A 20749-nucleotide genomic window follows, 5' to 3' on the forward strand; every position below is an offset into this window, starting at 1 on the left:
AAAGCAGGGAGAATTTATGAGAAAAAAGATTATATCTTTCTTAGCAACATTTATCATAATATTAACATCGATGAGCCAGTATAGCTTTGCAGATGATATACCAACGCATGGAAAAGTAATATTTATAGATATGAATAGAACTAGTATGAACAATATGTTAAGAATAAAATCATTGAGAGAAGAGCTAGAAGATAGAGGATATATTGGCTTGATGAACATAAGAGGCGATAAAGGTAGTGATGATAGAAGGTCATATGCCAGTATGGGTGCTGGAGGAAGAGCCAATGTAGCTAATGAAGAAGATATTAATTTTGAAAGCTCAAGCAAAGATAGAAATATAGTTTTTGAATCAGCTACAGGTAAGAAAGCAAAAGGTATAAATGATTTGACTATAAATATGTCAATAAATGAGAATCTAAACTTTGGAGAATATGGTTCTACATTAGGTTCATTAGGTCAAAGTTTATCTGAAAATAAATTAAAAACATCTGTATTAGGAAATGCAGATATAGTTGAAAATGGTAAACTTGTAAAAAATAGAAACTTATGCCTAACAGCTATGGATGAGTATGGTAGAATTTCTTACGGAAATGTAGATAATATCAATAAAAAAGATTTATCTATGCCTTATGGAATATCAACTGATTACACTAAGCTTGTTGCTGAAACTAAAGAAGCTTATAAAAATAGTGATGTAGTTTTTGTAGAACTTGGAGATACATATAGGTTAGATTTATATAAATCTAACTTGAATGAAAAAACATATAAAAACATGAAAGACAAGATAGAAAAAAACATAGATGAATATTTAAAAAATATATTTTCTATGGTTGGAGAAAATGATACTGTTTACATAGCTAGTGCATTTCCAAGTGATTTAGATTATAAAAATAAAAGAAGGCTTTCTCCAATAATAAAATTAAATGGCAATGGAAAAGGGATGTTATCATCTTCAACTACTAGAAGAGAAGGTATTGTTACTAATCTAGATGTTGGAGCTGAGATATTAAATAACTTTGATATAAAAAATCAAAATATGGTTGGAAAGAAGTATGAACTTATTAACAGAGATGATAATAAAGAGTATCTGATGGATGAATACCAAAAGATAGTATCTGTTTCAAGCATAAGGTCTACAATACTTAATGGATTTGTAAGTATAGTATTTTTGTCATGGATAGTTGCTATGATTCTAATTCTATTTAGAAAGCATATATCGAAAAATCACAAAGAAACAATATTTTTTATATTAAAAGAATTTCTAAAAATAGGAATAGTAATGCCATTATCATTTATGATAACTCCAATAATGAATTTTAAAACACCAGTAGCAATATCTTTAGGAATAATTATAATAACACTTACTATATACTTAATAAGCAAAGTTCTGATAAAGAATGATTTAAAAAATATGTTATTCTTTACAGGTTTAACTATATTGATTATGGTTATTGATTCTGCATTTGGTTCATATTTAATGAAAAGTAATGTAATGAGTTATGATTGTATAATTGGGGCTAGATACTACGGAGTAGGAAATGAATATCAAGGAGTGGCAATAGGTAGTGCAATATTTACATTTACGATTTTGCTTACATATAAAAAGATACCAAAGTGGTCTGTAATAGTATTTTCTTTAGTTATCTTAATTACGAGTGCATCTCCAGCTATGGGTGCAAATGTTGGAACTGCTATTTCTGAATGTGTTGCATTTTTACTATTTATACTATTGATATATAATGTAAAAATAGACTTTAAAAAAGTTGTATTATTAGGTGTAGCAGTATTGCTTGTTTTAGGCGCCTTTGTAGCTATAGATATGATTTCAGGAAGTAACTCACATTTAGGTATGTTTGTAAAAGAAGTTTACTTTAATGGACCAGGAGAAATAATACAAACATTTGGCAGAAAGATAGAGATGAACTTGAAGCTAGCTCAAACCAGTGCATGGGTAAATATACTACTAACTGGAATCGGAGTAATTTTAGTTCTTATGATTAATCAGATTAGATACTTTAAACAATTAATTGATGAATACCCAGTCGTATTTAAAGGATTTATAGCGTCAATAGCAGGATGCTTTGTAACTCTTTTAGTAAATGATTCTGGAATTGTGTCATCAGCTACAGCTTTTATTTATGTAATTGTAGCTATGATTATATTAAGTATAAATCTGATAGTATTAAAAGAATAAGTTACATATAGTCTCTATATAAATATTGATGATATGTTAATTTGAATTTATTTTGACGAAATAACTTTAAAGAAAAAATTTTACAAAAATTAATTATTACACAAAAATCCCAAGTTTATTTTAACTTGGGATTTTTATATAATAATTTAAACTTTATCTTGTTTTAATGTAATTTGAAATGATGTACCTTTTCTCCGTGTTTATTCCAACACCATTGTCAGTAGTATTAATGTAAATGTTCTAAATCTGTATGAAATCCAAATATCTGCTTTTCAGATTTTGGATTATTGGCAACATTGGCAATAAGGTTTTGAAGAAAGGCAATCATTTCAAATTGTGTATGTTTAAGCTGTATTTTTCCAGAAAAATCTATAAAAAATGTCAGACTTAAATTGTCTATTAACTTTTCATTATATACTCACTTTTTATATATATTATCTAAAAATATTATACTTTCTTCTTCACTAAAGCGGTAGTTTTTATTAAGCATTAGATATGAATATCCTGTGATATATGATAATAGTGTTTTCAAATCCTGTGATATATCAGCAAGTCAATGAGTTTTTGAAACTTCAAGTTATTCTCGTTCAATCTCAGTTTCTTAAAGTTTATTGCTTAATGCCTTTATATTTATAATAATTTCTTTATACATAAAATAGTACAATTTTAGTTTACCATCTTTAGTAAAATCTTTTTTGGCGATTGTATAATTTCCTTTAGACAAAATACTTATTGAGCAAATTATCAGGTAAAGCAGTCAAACAAGAAATAAAAAAAGTATTCCTTAACTTAATGTAACAACTTATTTTTAATTATACAAAAAAAACAGTTGACTTTTTATACGAACCCCTTCTATAATGTTATTGAAATTAAGTAAAATCATTGAACAAATGTAAAAATAATTGAAAAATCTTGATTTTGGAGGAAGGAAAATGAAAAAAATTGGAGACTTAAGGTTAATGATGAAGTGTTGTTCACTTTATTATGAAGATAATTTGAATCAACAAGAAATAGCGAATCAATTGGGAATATCAAGACCAACAATATCAAGAATATTAAAAGAAGCTTTTGAGCAAGGAATAGTAAAAATACAAATAGTTGATGTTTTAAAAAATGACTATCAAAAAATAGAAAGAAGTTTAGAAAGAAAATATAAATTGAAAGAAGTAATAGTGGTAGATGATAAACAAGACTCATTAACACAAAAACAAGAATTAGCAAGAGCTGTGTCTGAATATCTTACCAGAGTAGTAAAAGAAAATGATATAATTGGGGTTTCCATAGGAACAACTCTAAAAGAAATTCCTAGATATGTAGAAAAAAGCAACTGTAAAAATGTTACGTTCATACCTTTACTAGGAGGAATTGGAGATAATGAAATAGATATACACGCAAATCAAATAGCTGTAAGTTTAGCAAGAGCTTTTGGAGGAGATTTTAAGTTATTACATGCTCCTGCTGTGATGTCTGATTTATCTACAAAAGAAAAGCTTTGTAAGGATGAAAAAATTAAAGAAGTACTAGACTTAATAGATAAAACAACTATTGCAATTGTAGGTATAGGAAATCCTATGAGTTTAAACTCAACAATAATGGCTTCTGGATATATGCATGAAGAAGATATAGATGATTTAAAAAAGTATAACTCAATAGGCGCAATTTGTTTGCAAGCTTTTGATAAGGAAGGAAAAACTTCTATACTTGAATTTAATCAAAGGGTACTAGGGGTAAAACTAAATGATTTAAAAAAGATAAAAAGAACAATAGGTGTTGCTTCAGGAGATGAAAAGATAGAAGCAATAAAAGCATCATTAAAAGCCAAATTTATAAATAGCTTAGCAATTAATCACAGTTTAGCACTTGAATTATTAGAAGATTGTGACTAATAGAAATATAGATAAAAATTAATAGGAGGGAATTGATATGACATTATCAAAAGAAACATTACTTGAAATGTATAAGAGAATGAATCAAGCTAGAAAGTTTGAAGAGAAAGTTAGTTGGTTTTTTGCAAGAGGTATGGTACATGGAACAACTCATTTATCAGTAGGTCAAGAAGCTTCAAGTGTAGCCGCAGTAATGGCATTAGAAAAAGGAGATTTGGTTTCATTAACTCATAGAGGTCATAGCCAATTTATAGGAATGGGAATAGATTTAAATAAAATGATGGCTGAGCTTATGGGAAAAGAAACTGGATTTTGTAAAGGAAAAGGAGGCTCAATGCATATAGCAGATATTGAGTCAGGTAACTTAGGAGCAAATGGAGTCGTAGGTGGAGGTCTTACTATAGCTCCTGGCGCTGCACTTACACAACAATATAAAAAGACAGGAAAAATAGTTTTATGTAGTTTTGGTGATGGTGCATCAAATGAAGGTACATTTCATGAAGGAATAAACTTGTCATCAATATGGAAATTACCAATAATATTTTATTGTGAAAACAACCTATATGGCATGTCAACAAGTATAAAACGTCACATGAATATAGATAGTGTTGCAACAAGAGCAGCATCTTATGGTATAGAAGGAATATCAATAGATGGATATAATCCAATAGAAGTATATGAAACAGTACAAAAAGCTGCTGAAAAATGTAGAAGAGGGGAAGGGCCTGTATTAATTGAAAGTAGGACTTATAGATGGCTAGGTCATTCAAAATCAGATGCAAATGTATATAGAACGAAAGAAGAGATAGAATCGTGGAAGGCAAAAGACCCTATAAAATTTTTAAGAAATTATCTTATAGAAAATAATATGGCAAATGAAAATGAATTAGATATAATTGAAGATTTTGCTAAAAAATCAATAGAAGATGCAGTAGAATTTGCTCAAAATAGCCCAAATCCAAAAATAGAATCTTTATTAGATGATGTATATGCAGACTAAAAATAGTAAAGGAGGAAAATAAAAATGAGTACAAGAGAATTAACATATGCACAAGCAATAAAAGAAGCAATGTCAGAAGAAATGAGAAGAGATGAAAATGTAATATTTATGGGAGAAGATATAGGGATATATGGAGGAGCATTTGGCGTATCAGTGGGAATGATAGATGAATTTGGCCCAGAAAGAGTAAGAGATACTCCTATATCAGAGGCAGCTATAGCAGGTGCAGCAGCAGGTGCAGCGGCAACTGGGTTAAGACCGATTATGGAAGTAATGTTTATGGATTTTGTTACAATATCTATGGACGCGATTGTAAATCAAGCAGCAAAAATGAGATATATGTTTGGTGGGAAGGCTCAGGTTCCAATGGTTGTTAGATGTCCTGGAGGTTCTGGAACTGGTTCAGCAGAACAACATTCACAAAGTTTGGAAGCATGGTTTTGTCATGTACCAGGAGTAAAAGTGGTTGCACCTTCAACACCAGCAGATGCTAAGGGATTATTAAAAGCAGCTATAAGAGACAATAATCCAGTAATATTTGTTGAAAATAAATTGTTATATAGAAAAAAAGGAATTGTCCCAGAGGGAGATTATGTAATTGATATTGGAAAGGCAGATATTAAAAAAGAAGGTTCTGATGTTACAGTAATCACTTATGGAAGGATGTTACAAAGTGTTGAAGAAGCTGCAGAAAACCTATCAAAAGAAAATATAGATGTAGAAATTATAGATTTAAGAACTTTATATCCATTAGATAAAGATACAATCATAAAGAGTGTATGTAAAACTGGTAGAGTTTTAATTTGCCATGAAGCAGCTAAGACTGGTGGTCTAGGTGGAGAAATATCAGCATTAATAACAGAAAGTGAATCATTTGATTATTTAGATGCACCAGTAAAAAGAATATGTGGAAAAGATGTGCCAATACCATATAATCCAGAGCTAGAAAAAGCAGTAGTCCCAAGAATTGATGAAATAGAAGATGCAATAAAATCTTTAATTGTTAGATAAGGGGGGATAGAAATGGTGGCAAATAAAGTAAAAGCCACACCAGCAGCCAAAAACCAAGCAAGAAAAGACAATATAGAGTTAGATAGGCTGGTTGGAAGTGGAGAAAATGGAAGAATACATCTAGTGGATGTGTTAAACTATCTAGAAAATAATAAAGTAAAAGCAACTCCTTTAGCAAAAAGGATAGCAGAGGATTTAAATATAGATTTAGAAAATGTTGTAGGTACTGGATACAATAGAAAAATAAAAAAAGCAGATATAGAAAAGGCACATACACAAGAGACTATCGTATCAACTGATGTATCTAAATCTAATGAAACAAAAGAAATAGAATCAAAACATGAGAATTTAAGTACGTTTAATACTGTAGAAGGAGAGTTCGAAAAGCCAAATCCAATGAGAGCAACTGTAGCAAAACGAATGTCAGAAAGCTACTTCAGTGCTCCTGTATTTACATTCAATATAGAGGTAGATGCTACAGAACTTAAAGAACTTAGAGCAAAATTAATAGATACAGTAAAAGAATCAACTGGAGTAAAATTAACAATGACAGATTTAATAGTAATGGCTGTATCTAGAGTACTTCCAAAGCATCAAGCATTAAATTCAGCATGGACAGATAATGGAATATTTAGATATAAAGATATAAATATAGCTATTGCTGTTGGACTAGATGAAGGTTTATATGTCCCAGTAGTAAAAAATGTAAATGAAAAATCGCTAAAAGAAATAGCTAAAGAAAGCAAAGAACTTGCTGAAAAAGTAAAAACAGGAAAGCTTCTACCAGCAGACCAAGAAGGTAATACATTTACTATAAGCAATGTTGGAATGTATGGTATAACGACATTTACACCTATAATAAATATGCCTTCAAGTGCGATACTTGGGGTAGGAGCAACTCAAGATAAGTTTGTGCCAGTAAATGGAGAGGCTAAAATAAAACCTATAATGAATTTATCATTAACATCAGACCATAGAATAATAGATGGTACAGTAGCAGCAAAATTCTTAAAAGATTTAAAAGAATTATTAGAAAATCCATTAGCAATGCTCGTATAGGTTTTGATATTTTACTCTTTATGTAAATAGATTGAATAGACCACATAAAAAGATGTATTTAATTTTACTAGATTTAAAATTATTGTATGTAAAAGATATCTGTATGAATATAAGATGATTAACTAAAATATATAAAAAATAAATAGGAGGATAGCCTATGTCAGTAGAAGTCATAATGCCAAAAGCTGGAGTAGCTATGGAAGAAGGTACTATAGTATCTTGGCTAAAACAAGAAGGCGAAGAAGTAAAAATTGGAGAACCTATACTAGAGATAACAACAGATAAAGTCAACATGGAAATAGAATCAGAAGGAGAAGGTATACTTGCTGCAATTATACATAAAGAAGAAGGAGAAGTATTACCAGTATTTACAGTAATAGGTGTAATAGCAGAAAAGGGAGAAAAGCAAGAAGAAATAAAGGCTAAATACTTATCTGGAAACGTATCAAAAGAAGATTTAATTGTTGAAACAGAAAAAATAGAAATAAAAGAAGAAAAGACAATTAAAAAAGAGAGTAATCATGATTATGATGTGGTAGTAGTAGGTGGAGGACCTGGAGGGTATTTATCAGCACTAAAATCAGCTATATTAGGAGGCAAAGTTGCATTAGTAGAAGAGGACACATTAGGAGGAACTTGCCTAAATAGAGGTTGCATTCCTACAAAAACTTATGTAAAAACAGTAGAAATATTAGAAGAAATTGAACAATTATCAAAAAGAGGTGTAAAAGTATCTGTTGATAAGGAACAAGATATAAAAAAGGCTATAAAGTATAAAAATAGAGTAGTAAAAAAACTTACAGCTGGTGTTGGTGGGTTGTTAAAAAGCAGAGGTGTAGATGTCTTTAATCTTAAAGCTACTGTTAAAGAAGCCCATAAAGTAATACTATCAGATGGAAAAGTTTTAGATACAGAAAATACAATAATTGCCACTGGTTCTAAGGTGAGAATCTTACCAATAAAAGGAATAGAATCAAAATTAATAATAACTAGTACAGAAGCTTTAGATTTAGACATAGTACCAGAAGAGTTAGTAATAATTGGTGGTGGAGTAATAGGTTGTGAATTTGCAGAGATATTCAACTCAAGAGGTTCTAAAGTAACTATAATAGAAATGGAAGACAGAATAATTCCAAGAATGGACAAAGAATTGAGCCAGTCTTTAAGAGATTCACTTAAGAAAAAGGGAATAACTATATTAACTGAAAAGAAAGTTTCTGAATTTAAAGAAGAAGGAAATAAAATAATAGTATGTATTGAAGGAGAAGAACCAATAAAGGCAGATTTAGGTCTATATGCTATAGGAAGACAAGCTAATCTATCTGGTGTAGAAGACTTAGATATTAAAATAGATAGAGGTTCAATAGTTGTAAATAGTAAAATGGAAACAAGTGTACCAAGTGTATATGCAGTAGGTGATGTTACTGGAGGTATAATGCTAGCTCATGCAGCTTTTAAAATGGGAGAAGTAGCAGCTTCAAATGCTTTAGGTATGGATGAAGAAGCAGATTTAAGTGCATTACCTAGTTGTGTTTATACAGTTCCAGAGGTTGCATCAGTTGGACTTACAGAAGAAGATGCTAAACAAAAATATAATATAAAAATTGGTAAATTTAACTTTGCTGGAAATGGAAGAGCTTTAGCTTCTGGACAAGAGCAAGGATATGTAAAAGTAATATCAGATGCTAAGTATGGGGAAATTTTAGGTGTGCATATGTTTGGATATGGTGTAGCAGAACTTATAAATCATGCAGCATCATTTAAAGCATTAGAAATACCTGCTGATGAAGCTAGTGACTTGATTTTTGGTCACCCATGTACTTCAGAAGCTCTGATGGAAGCTTTAGCAGATGTAAGTGGTGAATGCTTACATTTACCAAAAAAATAAGCTATTAACCTAAGTTTATATAATATATAAAATCTTTAAAAACTCACTTAGCCATACCCCTTTTGTATAAATGTATTTATTTATACAAAAGGGGTTTCTTTTTGTAAAAATATATCATAAGGTTATTTGTAGTTTTTGTTGTACAAAAAAGATAGTAATATAGAATAAGGGTGTCATTTTAGATTTATTACAGAAAAATTTAAGAGAAAAGATTTTTTTGTTTTTTACGAAAGTATTATTTGTGAAAAATAAAAAAAATTTTCTTAATATTTAAATAAAAGAATAGCTTAATTTAAACGTTATAAGTTTATGAAGTGAAAAATGGCACAAAAAAAACACTATGTGGCATGTAAGTTGCTTATATAAATAGTAAGGAGGGACAATTAGAAATGAGGCAAAGAATAAAAAGCTTAATTGAAAATGAAGATAAGAAAAATCCTTTAACAGATGAAGCAATTTCAAGTATGTTAAATATTCGAAGAGAAGACGTTACCTTTTTAAGAAATGAATTAAAAATAGAAGATTCTAGACAAAGAAGAAAAGTTGTTTTGATTAAAGCTATAAAAGATATTGTAAAAGAAGAAAAAAATATAAATAAAAATGATATAACAAGAAGATTAAATAGTATTGGATTTACTGTATCAAGATTTACAGTTATACAGTATTTAAAAGAAATCCAAGATTCTGGTGATTTAAAACATGATAAAGAAAATGATGATAAAAAAGAGGAACTAAATGCTAAAGAAGAAAAAATAGATGTGGCCTTTGATAAATTAATAGGAAGTACTGGAAGTTTAAGTACAATCGTCAAATTAGCTAAGGCAGCTATACTTTATCCTCCCCATGGGTTGCATACTATTATTATGGGTCCAACTGGTGTTGGAAAAAGCGAGTTAGCAGAGTGCATGTATAACTTTGCAGTAGAATCATCTAGATTTCCTAAAAATGCACCATTTATAGTTTTCAATGCAGCAGACTACTCAGAAAATCCACAACTTTTGTTATCTCAATTATTTGGTCATGTTAAGGGTGCTTTTACAGGAGCTGATGAAACTAAAGAAGGATTAGTATCAAAAGCAGATGGGGGTATATTGTTTATAGATGAAATACATAGATTGCCTTATGAAGGTCAAGAAATACTCTTTCAATTGATTGATAAAGGAATGGTTAGAAAATTAGGAGAAACAAAGCTTACAAATAAAATAAATGTAATGATTATTTCTGCAACTTCTGAGCCAATAGATTCTCATTTACTTAATACCTTTAAAAGACGTATACCTGTGACAATTGAAATCCCAGAATTGGTTGCAAGACCATTAAACGAAAGATTTGACATTATAAACAATTTTTTCTTGATAGAAGCCCAACGAATGGGAGCCAACATACACATAAAATCAGATGTCTTAAAAGCTCTTATGCTTTACGATTGTATAGGAAATGTAGGTCAGCTTAGAAGTGATATTCAAGTAGCTTGTGCTAGAGGACTATTAAATCAACTTACAAATAAACAAAAAGAAGTAACTATAAATATATCAGATGTACCTGGGTATGTGAAACAAGGTCTAATAAGGATAAGAAATTGTAGAGGAAAGATAGAAAATTATGTAGATGGAGATTTAATTATAGATTCAGACCTTCAAGTTGAGATAGAAAAGAAAAATGAAGATATATATACTTTCCCAGATGAAATATACAAGCTTACTGAAAGGAGACACATTGATTTATTAGAACAAGGTTTAGACTTTGATGTTATTAACAGGATTGTTGGAGGAGAATTAGAAAGCTGTATTCAGAAGTACATAAAACAAGTTAAGAAAGTTTCTATCACTGAGAATTTACCTGATATAAGTCCGATTGTTGGAAAATACATTGTAGAGTTAACTTGTGAAGTAATCAAAATAGCATCACAGTATCTTAATTCATTAGAACCAAATCTACACTTATGTCTAGCAATTCATTTAAAAGCAGCTTTTGAAAGATTAAAAGAAGGAAAAGTAATATCAAATGCTCATTTAAAAGAGATAATAGGAAACTATCCATTAGAGTATTCTGTAGCAGAAAAGGTAGCACAACATTTAAAGGAAAGATACAATATAAATTTGCCAAAAGAAGAAATAGGTATAATAGCAATATATTTTAAAATGAGTAGTAGAGGAGAAATTTCTGAACAAAAAAAGATAGGTGTACTTCTAATGGCTCATGGAAGAGTTGCGTCATCTGTATGTGAGGTTACCAATAAGTTATTAGGTATTAATCATGCAAGGTATTTGGATATGCCATTTGAGAAAAAGCCAGAAGAAATGATTGAAGAAGCTACTACTGTAATAAAAGATATTGATGAAGGAAGAGGAGTAATTATATTAGTTGATATGGGTTCCCTTTCGTACTTTGGAGATATTATCTCTGGAAAAACAGGGATTGATATAAGAACAATATCTAGATTTGATACATTACTCTGTATAGAAGTCATACGAAGAGCAGTTCTACCAGATTTAACAATAGATGAGATAGTTGATGAAGTTAAAAATATAGAGCCATTAGTAAAAGATAAAGTTAGCAAAGAGAACAACTCAAAAGTAGACAATAGAAAGCCTATAATTGTAACATTATGTATTACTGGATTAGGAGGAGCTTGCAAGATAAAGCAAAGTTTAGAGGAAAGCATTAAAGGGATAAATGAAAAGGTTGATATAGAGACTATTGGTATGATTGAATATCCAAGTCTTGATTTAGAGATAAAACAAATAAGTAATGAAAAAAATGTAATCGCAATAGTTGGAACAATTGACCCTCAGATACCAAACATCCCATTTTTTAGCCTAGTAGACATTAATGATAAAACAAAATTAAATCAAATAAATAACTTAATTGATACAAATCAAATTGCTAAAACAAATAAAAAATATGAATTATCTGATTTAATCCAAAAAGAAGACATATTTGTAGATTTAGAAATTAAATCAAAAGAAGAAGTACTTAAATACATGAGCAAAAAACTTAGAGAAAAAGGCTATGTAACAAAAAATTTCTATAAAAAAGTAGTGGAAAGAGATAATTTATTTCCAACTGAGTTGTCAGACGGAATAGCAATACCTCATACAGATGGGATTGATGTAATCAGACCAGCAATAAGCATAGCTATCTTAAAAAATCCTATTGTATGGAGTAAAAACAAAGTAAAAATAATACTTCTACTAGCTGTAGACCAGAAATGTTTTAATCCATTGAATACTCTACTTACATTTATAGAAACAGATGAATTTAAAAAAATTAAAAACATTAAAGATAGAGATTTTATTAGGGAGATGATATTAGATGGAGTCAATGCAAATAATCAATAGTAATTTAATTTTTAAAGATATTGAGGTATCAAGTAATGAAGATGCTTTGAAGTTTTTAGGACAACGTTTGTTTGACGAACAATATGTAAAAGAAAGTTATATAGAAGCAGTTATAGCAAGAGAGAAAAAATATGCTACAGGACTGCCAACAGGAATCTATGGAGTAGCAATACCGCATACAGATATAGTCCATGTAAATGAACCAGGGATAGCTATTGGCATATTAAATAAACCTGTAAAATTCATAATGATGGGTACAGATGACACTGAAATTGATGTAAAGGTTATATTTATGCTGGCAGTTAAAGAGCCACAAGAGCAATTACAACTATTAGAAAGACTTATGACCATATTCCAAGATGAAAATATGTTAAATAATATTATTGATTTAAGAGAAGAAAGTTTAAGTAATTTATTAAATTATAAGTTGAATAATTAAACATACAAAAATAGTATTAAAAATATAAAAAGTTATCAAAGATTTCTAATTACAGATATCTTTAAAAATAAAATAATTTTAATGGGGGTGAATAATGTGGCTAAAAAAATATTAGTTGCATGTGGAACAGGAGTATGTACTTCAACAATTGCTATAAACAAGTTAAAGAAGGCATTAGAAGAAGCTGGTAAATTAGATAGGGTTAGTATTACACAATGTAAAGTAGTAGAGGTAGCTTCAAAAGCACCAGATTATGATTTAATAATCTGTACTACACAAATATCTAGTAGTATAAAAACACCTGTAATAAATGGACTGCCTTTTTTAACTGGAGTAGGAATGGATAAATTAATCAAAGAAGTTCTTGAAAAATTAGAATTATAATTTGAATTTTTAAATGAAATAGTCTCTAAAATCTTGCGGTTTTAGAGACTGAAAATTAAATGAAGGAGGAAATTTAGATGGCGATATTAAATTTCATTGTTGGTTTGGGTGCACAAGTAATGATGCCAATAATAATATGTATTTTTGGCTTGATATTAGGTACAAAGCTTGGAAAATCTTTAAGAGCTGGTTTAACAGTAGGAGTTGGATTTATAGGTCTTAATACTATTATAGCTTTGTTAACAGATAACTTAGGTCCAGCTACACAACAAATGGTTAAGAACTTAGGATTAAGCCTATCCATAATAGATGTTGGATGGCCAGCAGCATCAGCTATAGCTTTTGCATCAACAGTGGGTGCTTTAATTATTCCAATAGGACTTGTAGTAAATATAGTTATGTTAATTACTAATACAACTCAAACTGTCGATGTAGATATATGGGATTACTGGCATTTTGCATTTACAGGAGCTTTGGTGGCAGGGGCTACGCAAAGTGTTATGTGGGGAGTATTTGCAGCAGTAGCAAATATGGTAATTGTTTTAGTAATGGCAGACTTAACAGCCCCAGGGATAGAAGAATACTTAGGGATGCCAGGTATATCTCTTCCTCATGGATTTACACAAGCATTTGTTCCAATTGCTATAGTTGTAAATAAAGTATTAGATTTGATTCCAGGGATAAATAAAATTGAAATAAATGCTGATACATTACAAAAAAAATTTGGCCTATTTGGAGAACCTTTAATAATGGGGTCTTTAATAGGGATAATAATTGGTATTGCAGCCAAGTATGACATAAAAGGTATATTGCAGTTAGGGATAACTATGGGAGCTGTTTTAATACTAATTCCCAAAATGGCGGCTTTATTAATGGAAGGTTTGTTGCCAGTATCAGAGGCAGCACAAGAATTTATTGAAAAGAGATTTAAAAATAGAGGTAAAATATACATCGGTTTAGATTCTGCAGTAGGAATAGGACACCCTGTTACATTGTCAGTTGCATTAGTACTAGTGCCTCTAACTATAGTTATAGCAGCTATATTACCAGGTAATAAAGTTTTACCATTTGCAGATTTAGCTGTAATACCATTTGCACTTGTTTTAATCGTTCCAATTACAAAAGGAAATGTATTTAGAACTTTAATAATAGGAATAGTTATTATTACTTCTGGGCTATTAATAGCAACTAATTTAGCACCACTATTTACTCAAATGGCTTTAAATGCAAGCTTTAAAATGCCTGAAGGAGCAACTATGATTTCAAGTATTTGTGATGGAGCAAATCCATTAAGCTGGGTATTTGTAAAAATTATGAATTACAAAGTAATTGGAGGAATAATTTTGGCAGTTATAGCTTTAGGGATGGCTATCTATAATAGAAGTAGAATAATAAAGGAAAATAAAGTATTATCTACACAAGATGAAGCTTAAATGTAATTTTATTAAGGAGTGTATAAATTATGAAAAAATATATATATGATTCTAAAAGATATATAGTTAGTGTAACAATACCAGGGATTTTTATGATTTTAATATTGATTTATGCACTATTTAATAATTATATAAATCCTAGTATTAATATATATAGCTTGATGATAGTTATTTGTACTTATGGAATATTTAATACTTTTGTATCCTCAAGTAATCCTAACATGATTACTATGGACAATAAATATATATATTTTAGTTCATTTAATTCTATACATGAGTATGAAATTAAAGATATAAAAAAAATAAGAATAAGAGAATTTCATGACAAAAAAATGTATCTAAAAATTAATGATGGTAGTTTTATTAAGGGGAGATATTGGATAAAAACAAACATGTTTAATGACAATACAGAACTATATAATTATTTTATTGAATTAGAAGAATGTTTGCATCCAGAATCATTAAAATTTAGAAATAAAAGATTAAAGAGTAATGAACTATAAAAAATGAAAATTTCAAATTAAAATTGGCTTATGTTTAGTATAAAGAGATAAGTTTAAATCTTATAAAGGTTTTTTAGAATTTTCAATCAAAATAGCGGAAATAAAATCTTATTGTGTAAGATATATAACAGGAACATATAGAACTATGTTTCTAATAAATGGGAGGATTTAGCTAATGTTATTAGAAAATTTGAGAAAAGAGGTATTACAAGCGTCTTTAGACCTTCTAAACTATAATTTAGTTACATTGACAGGAGGAAATGTAAGTGGAAGAGATGAAGAAACTGGATATATAGCAATCACACCAAGTGGAATGGATTATAGAAATCTTACACCAAGTGATATTGTTTTAATAGACATAGATGGAAATACTGTAGATGGTAAATGGAAGGCATCAGTAGATTCACCAGACCACTTATATATATATAAACATAGAGATGATATAAATAGTATAATACATACACACTCTACATATTCAAGTTGCTTTGCAATTTTAAATGAGTCTATAGAGTGTGCAAGTACAACTCTTGCAAATGAGGTAGGAGGTTCAGTTCCAGTTGCAAAATTTTCACCACCAACATCTAATCAGATGGGAAAATGTGTTATTGATGTAATAGGTAATAGGAGAGCATGTCTTTTGGCAAATCATGGAGTGATTGCAGTTGGTCCATCTGTAAAGCATGCACTTACCGCAGCTGTAATGTTAGAAGATGCAGCAAAAGTATATTATTTAGCAAAATCAATTGGGACACCAGTATTATTACCAGATGAAGAAGTTCAAAGAGCTAGAAATGTATTTCTTAATGTGTATGGTCAGGATAAGTAAATTTAACAAAACTCTCAGAATAATAAAAAACACAGATGTTCAGTAATAGTAAGGAGTTGTATTATGTTATAATAGGTTTAATGATTTAGAAAGAATAATTTAAAGTTAAATACTATATAAACTTATTTTAATTTAAAATAAATAGTAAGATAAAATATAAAAGGAGTCTGAATTTTTATGTATTACTTATTAAACAAAAACACCAATCCTTACTTTAATTTAGCTCTAGAAGAGTATCTATTTTTAAATGAGAAATATAATGATGATATCATAATCATATGGAGAAATGAAGAATCTATTTTTATAGGAAAAAATCAAAATCCATATCAGGAGATACATTATGATGTTATTGAAAATGGTGAAATTCCCATTTTAAGAAGAATATCTGGTGGAGGTACTGTGTATCATGACTTAGGAAATATCAATATGTCATTTATACAAAAAAATAGGAATCTTCATGAAATCGATTTTTTAGAACATACTAAATTTATGCAAAGTATGCTTTTATCATTGGGATTAAATGTATCTACAACAGAAAGAAAAGATTTATTTTTAAATGGTAAAAAAATTTCTGGTTCTGCACAATCTATAAAAAGGCAAAATTCTCTTTATCATGGAACTCTTCTTTATGATTCAGATTTAAATAAATTAACTAAGTATTTAAATTCAGATAAATCAACAGAATCAAAGGCAACTAAGTCTGTTTCAAGTAAAGTTACAAATATTAATTTTCTACTCAAAAAAGATATAAACTATTTTTTAGATTATTGTGTTGATTATATAAAAAATAATATAAAAAATATAAAAGAAATTGAATTAGACGATGATGATATCAAAAGTGTATACAATCTGGTAGAAGATAAATATAAAAAAACAGAATGGATATATAATAAAACGCCTAAGTTTCAAATAGTTTTACCAATTGACAATAGAAGAAAAATTAATTTACATGTTAATAAATGGAAAATATCAAAATGTTTTATTTCTTGTATAGATGGTATAGTAAATATGGATAAATTGATAGAAGTAGATTTTGATAAACAAGAAATAAAAAACAATATTTTAGAAAATTATCCGAATTACATAGATTTAATTAATTTAATATTCTAATACAAAACCTCTAGATTGATAAACTTGTTTTATATCAATCTAGAGGTTTAAACATTTTTTATAGATATACAAACTGTTACAAAGTTGTAAAATAAAAAGATGAAGTTATTGAAAAATCAATATAATTTGCAACAGATGCACATATTTTAGGTTAGAAAATGGATATTACCTATTTATACAACTGAAAATTTAATATATAATTAATCAGATGGTTAAAATATAAAAACATTAAAAGTTTTAATAAATGATAGGTAAAAATAAAATACGAGGTGATACCATGTATAGTGTTATAATTGTTGCGGCAGGAAGTGGAAGGAGAATGAACTTAGACGTAAATAAGCAGTTCATAAAATTAAGAGAAAAAGAAATCATAGCGCATACAATTCAAGTTTTTTACGAAAATATAAATATAGATGAAATTGTGGTATGTATAAAAAAAGAAGAGGAAGATTTTTTTAAGGAAAATATAATAAATAAATATAACTTTAAAAATATAAAAATAGCATATGGCGGAAAAGAAAGACAAGACTCAATATATAATGGATTAAAAAAACTAGATAAAAATTGTGATATAGTACTTATTCATGATGGAGCGAGACCTTTTGTAGACCACAGAATAATAAATGAATCTATAAAAATGGCTAAAGAAAAAAAGGCCGTAGTTGTAGGTGTACCAGTAAGTGATACTATAAAAATAGTATCTGATGGTACAGTACAAGAAACTCCAGAAAGAAGACTATTGTGGGCGGCACAAACCCCTCAAACTTTTGAATATAATCTTATAATAAATGCTTACGAACAAGCGTATAAGACTAACTATTATGGAACAGATGACTCAATGCTAGTAGAAAATATAGGGCAAAGTGTTACGATGGTAATGGGTTCTTATGAAAATATAAAAATAACGAGTCCAGAAGATTTAAATATAGCAGAACAAATATTAAACATGGAAAAAAGAGATGAAGTGAATAGTAGAAGGAGAATTATATGAGAATAGGATTGGGATATGATGTACACAAATTGGCAGAAGAAAGAAAACTTATAATTGGTGGAGTAGAGATACCACATGATAAGGGCTTACTAGGTCATTCTGATGCTGATGTATTGATACATGCAATAATGGATTCTATTTTGGGGGCACTAGCTTTAGGCGATATAGGTAAGCATTTCCCAGATACAGATAAAAAATATAAGGGAATAGATAGTATGAAATTACTAGAACATGTATATAATCTAATAACAAGTAAAGGGTATAAAATTGGAAATATAGATAGTACTATAATTGCTCAAAGTCCTAAGATGGCTCCCCACATTGAGAATATGAGAAAAAATATAGCAAAAGTTTTAAATACAGATATTGAAAACATAAATATAAAAGCAACTACAGAAGAAGGTCTTGGTTTTACAGGTGCAAAACAAGGAATAGCTTCACAAAGTATTTGTTTATTATTATTGACAAGTCAGAATAATTAATATATTATTAGTAATAAGTTTAATGGATATCAAATAATAGGCCTATATAGAATATCTATAATATGTGAATTTAAGTAAAATTAATATAAATATAAAATTAGCTATGATAAAGAAATAGTAAAATGATGAAATCTTCACAGAGAGAAAACAGAGGTGAGAGTTTTCAAGAGGAAGTCTTTGAACCTGTCTTTTAGCTTAAAGGTATAAAAATCTTTACGGTAGGAACCGTTACATTCCCTAAAGAGAGCTATTTATATAGCTAACTAGAGTGGTACCGCGGAAATCAAACCTTTCGTCTCTATACTTGTATAGAGATGAGAGGTTTTTTGTATTTTCAGGAAAACAATATTCAGGAGGAATTTATTAATGAAAATGTCTAAAATGTTTATGCCAACATTGAAGGAGATTCCAGCAGATGCTGAAATTACAAGCCATCAATTAATGGTAAGGTCAGGAATGATAAAAAAAATGACTTCAGGGGTTTATAATCAATTACCAATGGGGTTAAGGGTATTTAAAAAAATTGAGCAAATAATTAGAGAAGAATTAAATAAAAAAGATTGTCAAGAAATACTATGTGCGGCTTTACTTCCATCAGAATTGTGGAAAGAATCTGGAAGATGGACTGCTATGGGTGCAGAAATGTTTAGGTTAAAAGATAGAACAGAAAGAGAGTACTGCCTTGGGCCAACACATGAAGAAGCTTTTACTGACATAATAAGACAAGAGATTACTTCATATAAACAATTACCACTTAATTTGTATCAAATACAAGTTAAGTATAGAGATGAGAGAAGACCAAGATTTGGTGTTATGAGAACTAAGACTTTTACAATGAAGGATGCATACAGTTTTGATGTAGATGAAGCAGGATTAGATAAATCATATCAAGATATGTTTGATGCATATGTAAGTATATTTGATAGATGTGGATTAGATAACAGTCCAGTTCAAGCAGATTCAGGAGCTATAGGAGGTTCTACATCAGCTGAATTTATGGTTAAATCAGAAGTTGGAGAAGATGAAGTTGTATTCTGTAGTGGATGTGATTATGCAGCCAATGTAGAAAGAGCAGAGTCTTGTAATGCAGTATCAGAAAAAGAAGAAATGAAGGAATTAGAAGAAGTTCATACACCAGGAGCAGCTACAATAAAAGAATTAGAAGAATTCCTAAATGCTTCTCCAGATAAATTTGCTAAGACTTTAGTATATGAAGCAGATGGGAAAACCGTTGTAGTTGTTGTAAGAGGAGATAGAGAGGTTAATGAAGTTAAAGTATCTAATGCAATAGGTTCTGTTATAGAATTTGCACTTGCTACAGACGACGTTGTAAGAAAAGTAACTAATGCAGAGGTTGGGTTTGCTGGACCAATAGGAGTAAATGCTGATTATGTTTTTATAGATAAAGAAATTGTTGAGCAAAGAAATATAGTTGTTGGAGCTAATAAGACTGAGTATCATATAAGAAATGCTAACTATGGAAGAGATTTTGAGGGTATAGTTGGAGACTTTAGAAATGTTCAAGAAGGTGACAAATGTATAGTATGTGGTAAACCTCTTGAAATAGCTAGAGGTGTTGAAGTAGGACATATATTTAAGTTAGGAACTAAATACTCAGAAGCTATGAATGCAAACTTTATTGATAGAGATGGTAAATCAAAACCTATAATAATGGGATGCTATGGTATAGGTGTAGAAAGAACAGCAGCAGCTATAATTGAGCAACATAATGATGAAAAAGGTATAATTTGGCCTTTATCAGTAGCTCCATATCATGTTGTGATAGTTCCAGCAAATATGAAAAATGAGGAACAAATGTCATTAGCTGAAAAGATATATAATGATTTACAAGATATGGGTGTAGAAGTCTTGTTAGACGATAGAGATGAAAGAATTGGTGTTAAATTCAATGATTCAGAATTAATAGGAATACCTATGAGAATTACAGTAGGTAAAAATATTGATGAAGGTAAAGTAGAATTTAAACTTAGATACGAAGAAGATAAAGAATTAATTAAAATAGAAGAAATAAGTGAAAAAGTAAAAGCAGAATTTATCAAAAACAATGTTAAGTTAGGATAATAATTTAAAGAAAGCTACTGTATAGATAATCAGAGTTGTACTTTATAAATGCCCTTTTATCTATATAAAAAGATAAAAGGGTGTTTTTGTATAAAAACATAATAAATGAGGAGGTAATTA

General features: G+C 29.2%; 16 protein-coding genes and 1 other annotated feature. All 16 genes read left to right on the forward strand.

All coding sequences use genetic code 11. The features are described 5' to 3' along the window. Positions 1–16: 16 nt before the first annotated feature. The 16 genes from IC758_RS00445 (at position 17) to IC758_RS00520 (ending at position 20629) form a co-directional block, all read left to right on the forward strand. Positions 17–2194 (forward strand): hypothetical protein, encoded by a 2178-nt coding sequence (locus IC758_RS00445; protein WP_227851840.1) that lies wholly within the window; start codon positions 17–19, stop codon positions 2192–2194. Positions 2195–3126: 932 nt separating this feature from the next. Then, entirely contained in the window at positions 3127–4080 is a 954-nt protein-coding gene (locus IC758_RS00450) for a sugar-binding transcriptional regulator (RefSeq protein ID WP_227437100.1), read from the forward strand. 37 nt (positions 4081–4117) lie between these two features. Beyond that, positions 4118–5080, forward strand: a complete 963-nt coding sequence (locus IC758_RS00455) for a thiamine pyrophosphate-dependent dehydrogenase E1 component subunit alpha (protein WP_227437098.1) — start codon at positions 4118–4120, stop codon at positions 5078–5080. 24 nt (positions 5081–5104) lie between these two features. Next, the gene (locus tag IC758_RS00460; RefSeq protein ID WP_227437097.1) at positions 5105–6091 is read left to right on the forward strand and encodes an alpha-ketoacid dehydrogenase subunit beta; all 987 of its coding nucleotides are present in this window, start codon (positions 5105–5107) and stop codon (positions 6089–6091) included. 12 nt (positions 6092–6103) lie between these two features. Beyond that, on the forward strand, positions 6104–7150 hold the full coding sequence (locus tag IC758_RS00465; protein WP_227860685.1) for a 2-oxo acid dehydrogenase subunit E2: 1047 nt from the start codon (positions 6104–6106) through the stop codon (positions 7148–7150). A 157-nt stretch (positions 7151–7307) separates the two neighbouring features. After that, complete coding sequence (gene lpdA / locus IC758_RS00470) at positions 7308–9038, forward strand: dihydrolipoyl dehydrogenase (RefSeq protein WP_227825406.1); 1731 nt, start codon at positions 7308–7310, stop codon at positions 9036–9038. A gap of 389 nt (positions 9039–9427) precedes the next feature. Continuing rightward, positions 9428–12379: a sigma 54-interacting transcriptional regulator gene (locus IC758_RS00475; protein WP_227437091.1), complete on the forward strand. Its 2952-nt coding sequence runs from the start codon at positions 9428–9430 to the stop codon at positions 12377–12379. Next, positions 12354–12818 carry a PTS sugar transporter subunit IIA gene (locus tag IC758_RS00480; RefSeq protein ID WP_227860686.1) on the forward strand — a complete coding sequence of 155 codons (465 nt, stop codon included), beginning with the start codon at positions 12354–12356 and terminating at the stop codon, positions 12816–12818. The genes IC758_RS00475 and IC758_RS00480 overlap by 26 nt, the downstream gene beginning before the upstream one ends. Before the next feature lie 81 nt (positions 12819–12899). Next, positions 12900–13202 carry a PTS sugar transporter subunit IIB gene (locus tag IC758_RS00485; protein WP_227437087.1) on the forward strand — a complete coding sequence of 101 codons (303 nt, stop codon included), beginning with the start codon at positions 12900–12902 and terminating at the stop codon, positions 13200–13202. Positions 13203–13279: 77 nt separating this feature from the next. Further along, the gene (locus tag IC758_RS00490; RefSeq protein ID WP_227437085.1) at positions 13280–14635 is read left to right on the forward strand and encodes a PTS galactitol transporter subunit IIC; all 1356 of its coding nucleotides are present in this window, start codon (positions 13280–13282) and stop codon (positions 14633–14635) included. A gap of 29 nt (positions 14636–14664) precedes the next feature. Further along, on the forward strand, positions 14665–15138 hold the full coding sequence (locus tag IC758_RS00495) for a hypothetical protein (RefSeq protein WP_227437083.1): 474 nt from the start codon (positions 14665–14667) through the stop codon (positions 15136–15138). Positions 15139–15313: 175 nt separating this feature from the next. Then, positions 15314–15964 (forward strand): class II aldolase/adducin family protein, encoded by a 651-nt coding sequence (locus IC758_RS00500; protein WP_227834975.1) that lies wholly within the window; start codon positions 15314–15316, stop codon positions 15962–15964. Positions 15965–16141: 177 nt separating this feature from the next. After that, positions 16142–17074, forward strand: a complete 933-nt coding sequence (locus IC758_RS00505) for a biotin/lipoate A/B protein ligase family protein (protein WP_227860687.1) — start codon at positions 16142–16144, stop codon at positions 17072–17074. Positions 17075–17351: 277 nt separating this feature from the next. Beyond that, positions 17352–18065 carry a 2-C-methyl-D-erythritol 4-phosphate cytidylyltransferase gene (ispD, locus tag IC758_RS00510; RefSeq protein ID WP_227437077.1) on the forward strand — a complete coding sequence of 238 codons (714 nt, stop codon included), beginning with the start codon at positions 17352–17354 and terminating at the stop codon, positions 18063–18065. Then, entirely contained in the window at positions 18062–18547 is a 486-nt protein-coding gene (ispF, locus tag IC758_RS00515; RefSeq protein WP_227437075.1) for a 2-C-methyl-D-erythritol 2,4-cyclodiphosphate synthase, read from the forward strand. Before ispD ends, ispF begins: the two co-directional genes overlap by 4 nt. 94 nt (positions 18548–18641) lie before the next feature. Then, positions 18642–18850, forward strand: a binding site (T-box leader). A 63-nt stretch (positions 18851–18913) separates the two neighbouring features. After that, entirely contained in the window at positions 18914–20629 is a 1716-nt protein-coding gene (locus IC758_RS00520) for a proline--tRNA ligase (RefSeq protein ID WP_227437074.1), read from the forward strand. Positions 20630–20749 lie beyond the last annotated feature (120 nt).

Source organism: Clostridioides sp. ES-W-0016-02 (assembly GCF_020641035.1).
GTDB lineage: Bacteria > Bacillota > Clostridia > Peptostreptococcales > Peptostreptococcaceae > Clostridioides.